Origin of the sequence: Pseudarthrobacter raffinosi (genome assembly GCF_023913835.1) — a bacterium.
Classification (GTDB): domain Bacteria; phylum Actinomycetota; class Actinomycetes; order Actinomycetales; family Micrococcaceae; genus Arthrobacter; species Arthrobacter raffinosi.
Genome location: NZ_JAMXBG010000016.1, coordinates 94,095 through 107,141, shown reverse-complemented (window position 1 = coordinate 107,141; position 13,047 = coordinate 94,095). Strand labels below are relative to the sequence as shown.

General features: G+C 61.6%; 15 protein-coding genes. 7 read left to right on the top strand and 8 right to left on the bottom strand.

Translation table 11 applies throughout. From position 1 onward, the window contains the following. Positions 1-497: 497 nt before the first annotated feature. Positions 498-968, bottom strand: a complete 471-nt coding sequence (locus tag NG697_RS15535) for a VOC family protein (protein ID WP_252614601.1) — start codon at positions 966-968, stop codon at positions 498-500. A gap of 23 nt (positions 969-991) precedes the next feature. Further along, a complete protein-coding gene (locus NG697_RS21390; protein WP_374209940.1) occupies positions 992-1,246 on the bottom strand; it encodes a VOC family protein in 255 nt (84 codons plus the stop codon). A gap of 252 nt (positions 1,247-1,498) precedes the next feature. On the opposite strand from NG697_RS21390, the gene NG697_RS15525 reads away from it, so the two are divergent. Together NG697_RS15525 and NG697_RS15520 are read left to right on the top strand one after the other, a co-directional pair. Then, complete coding sequence (locus NG697_RS15525; RefSeq protein WP_252598846.1) at positions 1,499-1,894, top strand: DUF3054 domain-containing protein; 396 nt, start codon at positions 1,499-1,501, stop codon at positions 1,892-1,894. A 120-nt stretch (positions 1,895-2,014) separates the two neighbouring features. Further along, positions 2,015-2,296: an Lrp/AsnC family transcriptional regulator gene (locus tag NG697_RS15520; RefSeq protein WP_252598847.1), complete on the top strand. Its 282-nt coding sequence runs from the start codon at positions 2,015-2,017 to the stop codon at positions 2,294-2,296. A 66-nt stretch (positions 2,297-2,362) separates the two neighbouring features. Here the strand turns inward: NG697_RS15520 and trpD are convergent, their stop codons facing one another. After that, complete coding sequence (trpD, locus tag NG697_RS15515; protein ID WP_252598848.1) at positions 2,363-3,421, bottom strand: anthranilate phosphoribosyltransferase; 1,059 nt, start codon at positions 3,419-3,421, stop codon at positions 2,363-2,365. Positions 3,422-3,568: 147 nt separating this feature from the next. Here trpD and ctaE point away from each other — a divergent pair, with 147 nt between their 5' ends. The 4 genes from ctaE (at position 3,569) to qcrB (ending at position 7,898) form a co-directional block, all read left to right on the top strand. Then, positions 3,569-4,207, top strand: a complete 639-nt coding sequence (gene ctaE, locus NG697_RS15510) for an aa3-type cytochrome oxidase subunit III (RefSeq protein ID WP_445260432.1) — start codon at positions 3,569-3,571, stop codon at positions 4,205-4,207. 87 nt (positions 4,208-4,294) lie between these two features. Further along, positions 4,295-5,083 (top strand): cytochrome bc1 complex diheme cytochrome c subunit, encoded by a 789-nt coding sequence (qcrC, locus tag NG697_RS15505; RefSeq protein WP_252598850.1) that lies wholly within the window; start codon positions 4,295-4,297, stop codon positions 5,081-5,083. Between the two features lie 99 nt (positions 5,084-5,182). Further along, positions 5,183-6,253, top strand: coding sequence for a cytochrome bc1 complex Rieske iron-sulfur subunit (gene qcrA / locus NG697_RS15500; RefSeq protein WP_252598851.1), 1,071 nt, complete (start codon positions 5,183-5,185; stop codon positions 6,251-6,253). Then, a complete protein-coding gene (qcrB, locus tag NG697_RS15495; RefSeq protein WP_252598852.1) occupies positions 6,231-7,898 on the top strand; it encodes a cytochrome bc1 complex cytochrome b subunit in 1,668 nt (555 codons plus the stop codon). Before qcrA ends, qcrB begins: the two co-directional genes overlap by 23 nt. Before the next feature lie 99 nt (positions 7,899-7,997). Here qcrB and NG697_RS15490 read toward each other — a convergent pair whose 3' ends face one another. Further along, positions 7,998-8,789, bottom strand: a complete 792-nt coding sequence (locus NG697_RS15490) for a GntR family transcriptional regulator (protein ID WP_252598853.1) — start codon at positions 8,787-8,789, stop codon at positions 7,998-8,000. A gap of 246 nt (positions 8,790-9,035) precedes the next feature. Here NG697_RS15490 and NG697_RS21195 point away from each other — a divergent pair, with 246 nt between their 5' ends. After that, complete coding sequence (locus NG697_RS21195) at positions 9,036-9,392, top strand: HPr family phosphocarrier protein (protein ID WP_308216158.1); 357 nt, start codon at positions 9,036-9,038, stop codon at positions 9,390-9,392. A 6-nt stretch (positions 9,393-9,398) separates the two neighbouring features. Here the strand turns inward: NG697_RS21195 and NG697_RS15480 are convergent, their stop codons facing one another. The 4 genes from NG697_RS15480 to NG697_RS15465 all read right to left on the bottom strand — a co-directional run bounded on the left by NG697_RS15480 (position 9,399) and on the right by NG697_RS15465 (position 12,984). Then, a complete protein-coding gene (locus tag NG697_RS15480; RefSeq protein WP_185260590.1) occupies positions 9,399-9,800 on the bottom strand; it encodes a cytochrome c oxidase subunit 4 in 402 nt (133 codons plus the stop codon). After that, positions 9,797-11,524: an aa3-type cytochrome oxidase subunit I gene (gene ctaD / locus NG697_RS15475; RefSeq protein ID WP_252598854.1), complete on the bottom strand. Its 1,728-nt coding sequence runs from the start codon at positions 11,522-11,524 to the stop codon at positions 9,797-9,799. Before ctaD ends, NG697_RS15480 begins: the two co-directional genes overlap by 4 nt. Positions 11,525-11,534: 10 nt before the next feature. After that, a complete protein-coding gene (ctaC, locus tag NG697_RS15470) occupies positions 11,535-12,407 on the bottom strand; it encodes an aa3-type cytochrome oxidase subunit II (protein ID WP_252598855.1) in 873 nt (290 codons plus the stop codon). Between the two features lie 187 nt (positions 12,408-12,594). Beyond that, positions 12,595-12,984, bottom strand: coding sequence for a HesB/IscA family protein (locus NG697_RS15465; protein ID WP_056340087.1), 390 nt, complete (start codon positions 12,982-12,984; stop codon positions 12,595-12,597). Between the last annotated feature and the right edge of the window lie 63 nt (positions 12,985-13,047).

Sequence of the window (13,047 nt, the reverse complement as noted above, 5' to 3'; positions counted from 1 at the left end):
CATACGGAATGGCCAACTAAATTGAGACGGTTCCTACCCCATTCGTCTCAATTTATCTGGCCTTTTCCCACGTCAAGGTGGCCAACTAAATTGAGAAAGGACAATAGATGAAGCATTGGCCTGGTACGCCTCAAGTTGAACCATTGGCTGGCGCGTCTCACTTTAGGTGACGCATCCTGACCGCCGGGATGGCTAGAATCCGGGCTATGGCTCGGCCAGGCCCAGTGGTCCCATCCGGACCACCCCCGGAATGCACAATCCGGAGATGTTAACTGAACGGGATTCGGCTAGCCCGGTTTAGCCCTCGTCGTTGTGATATTCGAAGGTGACCGTTGCCGGTGGGGGAACCGCGGTGCTTCGCCACTCCGACTTCTCTCAGCATTCCCCCGGCTTTCTACGTCAGGCCGCCGGGGCCGGGGTGATCCACGACGGCAAATGTGTTTCAGGCTACGGCAACGACCCCGTTGCCGGGGAGGCCCGGACCTGCCCAGAGCTTCCTAACCGTCATAAGCCGTCTGAAGTGCGGCGATATCAAGCTTCTGCATCCCGAGCATGGCCTGCATTGCCCGCTGGGCACCCTCCGGATCCGGACCGCCAATCAGTGAGCCCAGGACCGACGGCACGATCTGCCAGGAGACGCCGAAACGGTCCTTCAACCACCCGCACTGGCTCTCCGCCCCACCGTCTGTCAGCGCCGACCAGTAGCGGTCCACTTCCGCCTGGTCGGAACAGTCGACCACAAAGGAGACGGCTTCCGTGAAATTGGCCGGCGCTCCCCCGTTGAGTGCCATGAACTTTCGGCCTGCAATCTCAAACTCAACGGTGATGACCTGCCCGGCCTGACCGGGACCGCCCTCGCCGAACCGCGAGACGTCCAGAATCCTGGAGTCGCCGAAGACTGACGCATAGAACTCGGCGGCCTCTTCGGCCTGGTTCTCGAACCACAGGCATGTGGAAATCTTTCGCATGGTTGCTCCTTTCCGGCTAGAGCCTAGTGCGGGGCCGCATCCGGCACAACGGCCGGTGGATGCCGGCTGACCAGCCCCACCGTGTTCCCTTCCCAGTCGCGCATGAAGGCCATCCACTCATCGGTTCCTGCCGGACCCAGGGTGGCGTCGCCATGGTGGAAGATCACCTGCGGCAGCGCAACTACCTCCACTCCCCTGCCCTGCAGGACGCGGATGCTGGTCCGGACATCCTCCACCTGCAAATAGAGGACCGACGACGGCGCGCCGCGCTCCAGCAAGAGCCGGACGCCGTCAGATCTAAAAACAGCAGCCCCGGCGGGTCGTAGACCGCCGCTGGCTGCACCCCCAGCAGTTGTGAATAGAACTCCGCGGCCCGCTGGAGGTCGTGTGCCTGCTGGGCCACCTGGATCAGACGCAATGTGCCTCCCGCTTGATGAGCGCCGCTGTTGTCCCGGTCATCATCCTCGTTCCCCCGTACCCCGCAAGCGTCAGAACCGGGCCTTCGCCCTCGCCGGGTTAGGCTCGAAGCCATGACCTGGACCCAGCACCAATCCTTAACCGGCGGCAGGCGCGCCATCACCGCCGCGGCACTGTCCGACGCCGTCCTCATCCTTGTTTTCGCGGCGATCGGCAGGGACGCCCACCAGCGCGGCGACATCGTCACCGGCGTGTTCTTCACTGCGTGGCCGTTCCTGGCTGGGGCCGCTACCGCCTGGCTTGCGTGGCGGGCGTGGCGGCGTCCGCTGTCCATGGCAACCGGCGTCGTGGTCTGGCTTGGCGCCGTGGCCGGCGGCATGATCCTGAGGGCTCTGACGGGACAGAGCGTAGTACTGGCCTTCGTGGTTGTTGCGCTCTTGAGCCTGGGTTTGTTCCTGGTGGGCTACCGGGCACTTCTTGCACTGGTACGCAGGCTTAGAAAGTCGTGAAGGCGCCGCCGGCCACGCGTCCGGGGCACGCCTGATGGACACGGCCCATGTAATAGGCTGGCATCACCAAAAAGTCTTGCCGGGCACAGCTACGGCCAACAGATCCGGAAGGATTGAACAGTGATCACCGCATTCGTTCTGATCAAGACCGACGCCGCGCGCATCCCGGAAACTGCCGAGGAAATTTCCGCGATCCCAGGCATCAGCGAGGTCTATTCCGTAACAGGCGAATGGGACCTCATCGCCGTTGCCCGCGTCGCCCAACACGAGGACCTGGCTGACGTCATTGCCGACAAGCTGTCAAAGGTGCCTGCGGTGGTTCACACCACTACACACATTGCCTTCCGTGCCTACTCGCAACACGATCTCGACGCGGCATTCGCGCTCGGCTTCGAACAGTAGGATCACTTCCCGGGAAACGATGCGGGCCCGGCCTTACAGCCGGGCCCGCATCCTTTCCTGTCCATATCAAGGCCGCGTTAGCGAAACCCACTTATCGAGGACCGCAGCGGCAGCACCGCTATCAATCGACTCCGCGGCCCGGGCAAGCGCCGAACGCATACGCTCCAGGAACGGGCCCTCGGACGATTCATCAAAGGCCACCAGCCCAGCGGCCGCGTTCAGCAGCACGGCATCCCGCGCTGCGCCGGTCTTGCCGGCCAGGACATCACGTACGACGGCGGCATTCGCCTGTGCGTCCCCGCCACGGAGTTCCTCCACAGTCGCGGGACGGATGCCCAGCCCGGCCGGCTCAAAATTCAGCTCAGAGACAGCGCCGTCGCGGATTTCCCAGACGGTGGAGGGACCCGTAGTAGTCAGTTCGTCCAGTCCGTCGTTGCCGCGGAAAACCAGGCCGCGGCTGCCCCGCTTCGCCAGGACGCCTGCAACCAGCGGAGCCATACGGGCATTCGCCACTCCCACAGCTGAGGCCTGAACAAGGGCCGGGTTGGTCAGCGGGCCCAGGAAATTAAAGGCGGTGGGGATGGCGAGTTCCCGGCGGGGTACGGCGGTGTGACGGAAAGACGGGTGGAACACCTGCGCGAAGCAGAAAGTGATTCCAGCCTCCCCCGCGTTGCGTGCCACCTGGGCCACCGGGAGGTCGAGCCTGACCCCCAGCGCTTCAAGCACGTCAGCCGAGCCGGAGGACGAAGACGCTGCACGGTTGCCGTGCTTGACGACCTTCGCTCCGGCGCCCGCAGCAACGAGGGCGGACATGGTGGAAATGTTGACGGTATTGAGCTGGTCCCCGCCGGTACCAACGATGTCCAGCTTCTGACCGGGGATATCGATGGGTGTTGCATGGCGCAGCATCGCGTCCACCAGACCCGAGATTTCGTCCACGGTTTCGCCCTTGGCGCTGAGGGCAACCAGGAATCCGGCGATCTGCGCGGGGGTGGCCTCCCCGGACATGATTCTGTCCATAGCCCAAGCGGTGTTGCCCGCTGTGAGGTCACTACCGTTGATAAGAGCCGATATAAGCCGCGGCCAAGTGTTGCTGTCCGCCGGCGCGGTTGCCTGAGAAGTCACCTTCTGATGCTATCGAGCCACCTCGGACCTGACCAATGTGAACACCGCCGGGAACTTTTCGCAGTGATTTCGCGTCTTTGTAGAAAAAGTCCCCCGAAAAGGCGGTTCGCGTTGGGAACTACGGACTTTTATAGACATAATGTCTATGTGACATCTGCGACCCATGCCCCCAGTACCCCGGCGCACCCCACGCTGAACCGCCCCAATATGGTTTCTGTCGGAACCGTAGTCTGGCTGTCCAGTGAGTTGATGTTCTTCGCCGGTCTCTTCGCCATGTACTTCACGCTGCGCTCCACGAGCGGTCAGATGTGGGCGGAAGAGACAGCAAAGCTCAACTTCCCCTTTGCGCTAGTCAACACGATCGTCCTCGTGGCCAGTTCCTTTACTTGCCAGATGGGCGTCTTCGCCGCCGAACGGCTGCAGCCTCGCAAAACAGGCGGCCCGTTCCAGTTCACCCGCTGGGGCATGAACGAATGGTTCACGCTGACCTTCATCATGGGTGCGTTCTTCGTCGCCGGCCAGGCAACTGAATACGCGATGCTTGTTTCCGAACACGTTTCACTCTCATCCAACGCCTACGGCTCAGCGTTCTATATGACCACCGGCTTCCACGGCCTGCACGTAATCGGCGGCCTCATAGCCTTCCTCTTCATCATCGGACGCTCGTTCGCAGCAAAGAAGTTCGGCCACTTCGAAGCAACCTCCGCGATCGTCACGTCTTACTACTGGCACTTTGTGGACGTTGTCTGGATCGGCCTCTTCCTGGTCATCTACGTACTGAAGTAGTCAAGCTTTGATTCCTTTTCTACAAGAGGCAGAATTTCAAGAAGCGGCTCACGGAGCCGGCGCACGATCGAATAAAGGAACCACCACGTGAAGGCTCTCTCGCAAAAGCGGCGTCACCCACTCGCAGTAATCGCGCTGCTACTGATGGGACTCCTCGTCACTGGCGGGCTCTACGCCGTTGCCACCACCGTCAACGAAGCCAAGGCTTCCACCAGCGGCTACACCGCCAACGACGTCGAGGAAGGCGGTAAACTGTTCGTCGCCAACTGCGCCACGTGCCATGGCATGGGTGCCAGTGGGACCGCAAATGGGCCCTCCCTGGTGGGTGTTGGTGCAGCTTCTGTTGACTTCCAGGTCGGAACCGGCCGTATGCCCATGCAGATGAACGGTCCGCAGGCGCAAAAGAAGCCTGCACAGTTCAACGACGAACAGACGCGACAGCTTTCAGGATATGTTGCTTCCCTGGGAGCCGGCCCGGCAATTCCTGAAGAAGGCCTGTTGGACGAAAAGGGTGACGCGGCAGCTGGTGGCGAACTTTTCCGCGTGAACTGCGCGATGTGCCACAACGCGGCAGCCGCCGGCGGTGCACTCACCCGTGGCAAGTTCGCTCCCGCCCTTGCCGATGTCTCCGGCAAGCACATCTACGAAGCGATGGTCACCGGACCGCAGAACATGCCCGTCTTCAGTGACACAAACGTCACCCCTGAGGGCAAGCGCGACGTCGTCACCTTCCTGAAGCAGATCGAGGCCAACGGCTCCCCCGGTGGCGCTGACCTAGGCGCCCTCGGTCCCGTCTCTGAAGGCCTCTTCGTCTGGATTGCAGGCCTGGGTGTCATCATCGCCTTCACCATCTGGCTTACTTCCCGGACGTCTTAGGCGCAACGGGAATCTTAAGAACTTCTGCTGCCCAGTCAGCAGTTTGACATTGAAAACTAACCCGGCAGCCGCCGGGACGAGAGAAGGATGAGGCGAATTATGGGCAACCATAGTGACGGCAGTCCGAACCACTCGGGCACCGTAGCTACGGCTGGTCAGAATGAGGTGGAGAAGTTCCAGGATCCTGGAATTCCCCCGCACCGTTTGCGCCTGGCCGACACGGACCCGAAGGCCGCAAAGCGTGCAGAACGGCAGGTCGCTGTACTTTTCGGCGCGTCAGTTGTCGGCACCCTGATCTTCCTGGTGGCGTACTTCGCCATCGACTTGGGCGACGGCACAAGCATCGCCACCATCCGGCTGCAGAACGCACTGCTGGGCCTTGGCACAGCGTTTGCGATGCTCGGCATCGGGACCGGTATTGTGCACTGGGCCAAAGCCCTGATGCCGGACCATGAAGTCTCGGAAGAACGCCATCCCATCCGCACCGAAGAAGACCGCTTGGCGGCGGTCCGGATCGTGGATGACATCGTGGAAGAGACCGGCATCAAGCGCCGCCCGCTCATCCGCAACACGCTGCTCGGTGCTGTAGCCCTGGCCCCGCTTCCCGCAATTGCGGTTTTCGGTGACCTCGGCCCCCGCCCCGACCGGGCGCTGGCCCACACCATGTGGGCTCCGCAGGAAGGCAAGCTCAAGCGCCTCACCCGCGACCCCGACGGCACACCCATCAAGGCCTCTGACGTCACCATCGGCTCAGCTTTCCACGTAATTCCTGAGGGCCTGAACGAACTGCCTGAAGGCAAGCTCAACGAAAAGGCCAAGGCTGTTGTCCTGCTGATGCGTTTGGATCCCGCCTCGCTGAATCCCTCGGAAGGCCGCGAAGACTGGAGCTACAACGGAATCGTTGCCTACTCCAAGATCTGCACCCACGTCGGTTGCCCCGTTGCTCTGTACGAGCAGCAGACGCACCACCTGCTGTGCCCGTGCCACCAGTCCACCTTTGACCTCACCAACGAGTGCAAGGTGATCTTTGGCCCGGCCAGCCGGCCCCTCCCCCAACTGCCGATTGCAGTGGATGCCGAGGGCTACCTGGTCGCAACCAGCGACTTCAATGAACCTGTAGGACCGAGTTACTGGGAGCGTGATGAGCATGAGCGCAGCATCAAGAGCTGAAGCCCCCGCCTTCGTCGCCAAGACTAAAGCCGGACGCATCACCGATTTTGTTGACGAGCGAGTCGGTGGATCAGGAATCCTGCGGGAATTTGGACGCAAGGTCTTCCCTGACCACTGGTCGTTCATGTTCGGCGAAGTAGCCCTCTACTCCTTCGTTATCCTCTTGCTCTCGGGCACCTTCCTGACCTTCTTCTTCGATCCGTCCATGGCGGAAACGCACTACGACGGGTCCTACCTGCCGTTGAAGAACGTCGAGATGTCGGTGGCCTACAGCACCTCGCTGGATATTTCCTTCGACGTCCGCGGTGGCCTGTTCATGCGCCAGGTGCACCACTGGGCTGCACTGCTTTTCGTCGCGTCGATCGCCGTCCATATGCTGCGCGTCTTCTTCACAGGCGCCTTCCGCAAACCACGTGAAATGAACTGGGTTGTTGGCAGCGTCCTCCTGATCCTCGCCATGGCAGCCGGCTTCACCGGATACTCCCTCCCCGACGACCTGCTCTCCGGCAACGGCCTGCGGATCATCGACGGTGTCATGAAGGCAATCCCGGTTGTCGGAACCTACATTTCCTTCTTCTTCTTCGGTGGCGAGTTCCCGGGAACGGCTGTTATTGGCCGCCTTTACATGCTGCACATCCTGCTCGTACCCGCGCTCATCCTGTTGATGATCGTCCTGCACCTGTTCATGGTGGTTGTGCACAAGCACACCCAGTACCCCGGCCCGGGCCGCAACGACGGCAATGTGGTTGGCTACCCGCTCGGACCTGTGTACGCAGCCAAGGCCGGCGGCTTCTTCTTCATCGTCTTCGGTGTAATTGCCCTGATGGCGGGCTTCTTCACGATCAACCCGATCTGGAACTACGGCCCTTACGATCCCTCACCGGTATCTGCCGGTACCCAGCCTGACTGGTATATCGGGTTCGTTGACGGTGCCCTGAGGCTTATGCCCGGTGTCATTGGTGATTTCCAGTTCGAGTACGTTGTCTTCGGCTACACCTTGACCCTGAACGTCCTCCTACCGGCTCTGGTACCCGCAGGCATTCTGTTCACGGTGATGTTCATGTATCCGTGGATCGAAAGCTGGATCACCAAGGACACCCGCGAACACCATGTCCTGGACCGTCCGCGGAACGCCCCGACGCGTACCGCTATCGGCGTCGCCGGCTTCGTCTGGTACAGCGTGATGTGGGCAGCCGCTGGTTCGGACCTTATCGCCACACACTTCCATGTGTCCCTGAACGATGTGACGTACTGGCTCCGTGCGCTGTTCTTCATCGGCCCGGTCATCGCATTTATGGTTGCCAAGCGAGTAGCCCTTGCCCTCCAGCGCAAGGACCGCGAAATTGCACTCCACGGCCGGGAAACAGGACGCATCGTCCGCCTTCCGCATGGCGAGTTCATCGAAGTGCATGCCCCGCTGGATGAGTACAAGCGCTACAAGCTGGTTGGATTTGAATCCCCTTCACCGCTGCCGGCGGTCCCCAACGACCACGGCATTGTGACGCGCAAGGAAAAGCAGCGCGCCTTCCTGTCCAAGTGGTTCTTCGAGGACCGTGTTGCACCGGCCACGCCGGCAGAGCTGGAGGTGGCACACGGCCACCCAGCAGTGGAGGCCGGAGAGGAAAGCAAGAGCCTCAGCCATTAACTCAAAGCAGCTATATTCCATCGGGAAAGGCCCGGTCCATTTGGACCGGGCCTTTCCCGTTACTGGCAGCCGCCGCTGTAGCAAACTGTCGGCCCGTTACTAGTGGTTGCGGTAACCCAGCGATTGGTTCCGGGCAGGCCTCGCACCTGGCCGCTGGAGCGGTACCCATAGTTTGTAGCGGTCGGCCCGGTAGTAGGAAACTGAGTAGTCCACCATCGCCCGGGCAACAAAGGCGTGCCTCTGGATTTTGAGCAAGGGGGCGCCGACGTCGACGTTGAGCAGGCGCGCCGTAGAGGGGGAAGCGGCTGTCGCTTCGATCATGTCTTCTCCCCACTCCATCACGAGGCCGAACTGCTCACTCAGCACGTTGTAGAGCGATGTTGGGGGCTCGCCGTCCAGGAGACCCGGGACTCGCTGCGCCGGGATGAAGTTCTCGTCCACGCTCATGGGCTCTCCGTCCGCCAGCAGCAGCCGCCGGAAACGAACCAGTGGCGTCCCCTCCTCGACCTGCAGTTCGCGGGCCAGGAAGGCGCTGGCGCCGATCTGTTCAAAGCTCAGGACCTTGGCGGCCGGGACCATGCCGCGGCGTTGCATCTCCTCGCTGTACGAGGTGAGTTTCACCTGAAGGTCGAGTTTTGGCTTCCGCACGAAGGTGCCGAGGCCAACAACACGCTCGAGGACTTCCTCGCCGACCAGGGCATCGATGGCCTGCCGGACGGTCATCCGCGCCAGGCCGAACCGCAGGGCAAGATCCCGTTCCGAGGGCAGGGCAGATCCAGGCGGACAGGAATCGCTGATGTAGGCCCGGAGGATCTCCCTGAGCTGGATGTAAATGGCAATCCCGCTGCTGCGGTCAATCTCGCCGGCAACGCCGCGGGCATCAGCAGCCACAGAGGTACGTCCTTGCTTCAGTTTTCACTATCCAAGCTTAGGGCACGCAGCGCAGCTGGACTAGACCAGTTCCAGCAACGGACCGCCCCCTACTCCCCCGTTTGGTCGCGCAGCCATCCAGCCGGATATATTGGACAGGAAATTTAGCGATGACGGTTAGGGGGCCGTCAGGAAACGGGAGACCCCTTGCCAGTGCATAAGGCCGTTGTGTCAGCGTCAGTCGGCTTGCACGCACGTCCCGCCGCGATGTTCGTCAGGGCAGTTACTGAGACGGGACTTCCTGTCACCATCCGCAAAGCCGGCATCCAGGGTGTTGACGCCCGCTCCCTGCTGGAAGTCATGACTGCCGACTTCCCCGTCGGCTGCGAAGTAGAGCTTTCAGTCCCCGAAGGCGCCCTCAGCGGCCCTGCCAGTCACCGTGACGCCGAAGACGCCCTGCGGATGCTGGCGGAAGCTCCTGGAGTCGCAGGGAGCCAGCTAGCCCCTCCCACGGGGCATTGGCCTGTGACTCCCCGCGCCAAATCGAACGGACAAGAACGACGTCGGGCCCCACCAGAAGGTGGGGCCCGACGTCGTTCTTTACGATTCTCTGCTGAAGCTTAGCGGCTTCTAGTGGGCGTGGTCCCCACGGCTGTACTCGAAGACCCAACCCACGAGGGCTACGACTGCGAGGCCGGCTGCGATGAAAAGGATCCACCAACCCACTGCGAGGCCCAGGAATCCGCCCGCACAGGCGAGGCCCAGAACCAGCGGCCACCAGCTCCAGGGGCTGAAGTGCCCCTGTTCACCGGCGCCCTCATGGATCTCGGCATCGTTGCGGTCCTCGGGACGCATCCCGATGCGCTTGCCGGTGAAGCCAAGGTAGCCGCCGATCATTCCGGAGAGTCCGCCCACCAGGAGGATCCCGAGGGTTCCGACCCATTCACTCCAGTTGGTCAGGAAACCGTAGACCAGGGAAACCGGTACGAAGAAGAAAACTCCGGCTCCAAATATCCATGATTCGATTTTCACTTGGCGGTGTCCTTCTGGTCGGCGTTACCGAGCACCGCTGCTGCGGCTGCAGGCGATTCAACGGTATGTACCTGCGAAAGCTCCGGGTGGTGGAGGTCCAGGGCGGGACGCTCTGAACGGATCCGGGGCAGCGAGGTGAAGTTGTGGCGCGGCGGCGGGCAGGAGGTAGCCCACTCAAGCGACGCTCCGAAGCCCCAAGGATCGTCCACCTCGACGCGCTCGGAGCTGCGCCAGGTGATGTAAACGTTCCAGAAGAACGGAATCAGGGACGCCCCCAGCAGGTACGAGCCTACGGTGGAGAACTGGTTCATCCAGGTGAAGTTATCTTCAACCAGGTAGTCCGCGTAGCGGCGGGGCATGCCCTGCACGCCGAGCCAGTGCTGGATCAGGAACGTAGCGTGGAAACCCAGGAACAGCATCCAGAAGTGGATCTTACCGAGGCGCTCGTTGAGCATCTTTCCGGTCCACTTGGGCCACCAGAAGTAGAAGCCTGCAAACATCGCGAATACCACGGTGCCGAACACCACGTAATGGAAGTGCGCCACCACAAAGTAGGAATCAGAGACTTGGAAGTCCAACGGCGGCGAAGCCAGGATGATGCCGGTCAGGCCACCGAAGAGGAACGTGATGAGGAAGCCGAGGCTCCACAGCATCGGAGTCTCGAACGTCAGGGACCCCCGCCACATGGTGCCGATCCAGTTGAAGAACTTCACACCGGTCGGGACCGCAATGAGCATGGTCATGAAGGCGAAGAACGGCAGCAGCACCGAACCGGTCACGTACATGTGGTGTGCCCACACCGTGACGGACAGGGCTGCAATGGCGATGGTCGCGTAGACAAGACCCTTGTAGCCGAAGATCGGCTTGCGGCTGAAGACCGGTAAGATCTCGGACACAATGCCGAAGAACGGCAGCGCAATGATGTACACCTCGGGGTGGCCGAAGAACCAGAACAGGTGCTGCCACAGGATGGCGCCGCCGTTCTCCGGATCGAAGATGTGTGCACCGAAGCGGCGGTCGGCGCCGAGCGCGAACAGTGCGGCAGCTAGCGGCGGGAAGGCCATCAGCACGAGGATGGACGTCACCAGGGCGTTCCATGTGAAGATGGGCATCCGCCACATGGTCATGCCCGGAGCGCGCATGCAGATGATGGTGGTGATGAAGTTGACTGCACCCAGGATGGTGCCGAATCCGGACAGCGCCAGGCCGAAGACCCACAGGTCACCGCCGATGCCGGGGCTGAACGTGGTGTTGGACAGCGGCGCGTAGGCGAACCAGCCGAACGACGCCGCACCCTGGGGGGTGATGAAGCCGGACACCGCGATGGTGGACCCGAAGAGGAAGAACCAGAAGGCCAGCGCGTTCAGTCGCGGGAAGGCGACGTCGGGGGCACCGATCTGCAGGGGCATGATGACGTTGGTGAAGCCGGCGAAAAGCGGGGTGGCGAACATCAGCAGCATCACGGTGCCGTGCATCGTGAACAGCTGGTTGTACTGCTCTTTGGTCTGCAGGATCTGCATGCCGGGTTCGAACAGTTCAGCTCGGATGAGCAGAGCCATGACGCCACCGAGGCAGAAGAACACAAACGATGCGATCAGGTACATGTACCCGATGGTCTTGTGGTCGGTGGAGGTGATCCAGTTGACGACGATGCGTCCCTTGGACCTAGGAACTACGGGAGCCTCTAGGGTTCCGGCAGGTGCGGTTTGGGTGTAAGTAGCCACGTCGCTCCCCTTACTTAATTTCGTTCAGGTTCGGGTTGCGGTCGTACTCTTCGCCGAGGAGTCCCGTGTTGCCATCTGCCTTGAGCTTGTCCATGTGAGCCTGGAATTCGGCTTCGGAGACAACCTTGACGCGGAACAGCATTTCGGAGTGGTACTCACCGCAGAGTTCGGCGCACTTGCCATCGTAGGTTCCCTCTTTGGTGGGGGTGAACCTGAGGTAGTTGGTCTTGCCCGGGATCATGTCGCGCTTCTGCAAGAAGGCTGGAACCCAGAAAGAGTGAATGACGTCGCGCGAGTTCAGTTCGAGGTCAACCGACTTGCCCACCGGCAGGTACAAAGTGGGAAGCTTTTCCTTGTCGATTTCGCCTCCTGTGAGGTTCGTCTGGACTCCTGCTTCGTAAACATCCTCAGAGACGACGTCGCCGGACTTGTAGTTGAAGTCCCATGCCCACTGCTTGCCGCGGACGTCAACAACGACGTCGGCCGGCTTGGAGCGGTCATCGATGGCCTGCTGGTCGCGGTCGGTGAAGTAGAAAAACACCAGGACCATGAACAGCGGGATGGTCAGGTAGAAGACCTCCAGCGGGAGGTTAAAGCTGGTCTGCCGCGGGAAACCCGTGGTGCCCTTGCGGCGGCGGTAGGCGACAAGGCACCAAACGATCAAGCCCCACGTGATGATGCCCACAACGAGGGCTGCAATCCATGAGTTGACCCAGAGGTCCATGATCCGGTCAGTGTGATTGGTGGTGCCACGCTCGGTGGGCAGCCACCCCTTCTCTACCTCTGGCGAACATCCAGTCAAAACCAACGCGCCGGCAACTGCCAAGCCTGAGATCGTAGTGATCGTTTTGCGTCGGCTGCCGGTTCGGTTCTGCGAACTCACAGACGGCCCTTCCTACTTGTTGCTGTTGCCCGGCCACCCAAGGGGCCGTCCGGGCACACTAAAAGTTTTACTACTCGGTGTAGAGCTTACCGCTCTGCCGGGCGTTTCGCCCACATGTCGGCGCCGTGCCTCCGTGCCGTTTTTGGCGGACGGAAAGCAGGCGCCGGCATCGGGCGAAAGAACCGGGTCAGTGGAACGAATCACCACAGGCGCAGGAGCCACCGGCGTTGGGGTTGTCGATGGTGAAGCCCTGCTTGGAGATGGTGTCCTCGAAGTCGATGCTGGCACCGCTGAGGTACGGCACGCTCATCTTGTCCACGACAACTTCGACGCCGTCATAGTCGCGGACGGCATCTCCGTCGAGGAGGCGCTCGTCGAAGTACAGCTGGTAAATGAGGCCGGAGCAGCCGCCGGGCTGGACGGCAACGCGGAGGCGGAGATCGGTCCGGCCTTCCTGCTCCAGGAGGCTGCGCACCTTGCCTGCTGCGACGTCGGTCAGTTTGACCTCGTGTGCGGCCAGTTCATCGCTGGCAGCGCTGGTGGTCTCGGTGATGTTCTCGTTGGTTGCGGTGCTCATTTGGCCTACCTTAGGACGGTCCTGGCGGCCCCGCGTCAGCGGCGCCTGCCCCTACGGATACGG

Coding starts and splice junctions, on each gene's coding strand:
- NG697_RS15465 (WP_056340087.1), bottom strand. CDS start 12,984: ATGAGCACCGCAACCAACGAGAACATCACCGAGACCACCAGCGCTGCC.
- NG697_RS15535 (WP_252614601.1), bottom strand. CDS start 968: ATGCGAAAGATTTCCACATGCCTGTGGTTCGAGAACCAGGCCGAAGAG.
- NG697_RS21195 (WP_308216158.1), top strand. CDS start 9,036: ATGTTCGTCAGGGCAGTTACTGAGACGGGACTTCCTGTCACCATCCGC.
- qcrA (WP_252598851.1), top strand. CDS start 5,183: ATGGGCAACCATAGTGACGGCAGTCCGAACCACTCGGGCACCGTAGCT.
- NG697_RS15525 (WP_252598846.1), top strand. CDS start 1,499: ATGACCTGGACCCAGCACCAATCCTTAACCGGCGGCAGGCGCGCCATC.
- qcrB (WP_252598852.1), top strand. CDS start 6,231: ATGAGCGCAGCATCAAGAGCTGAAGCCCCCGCCTTCGTCGCCAAGACT.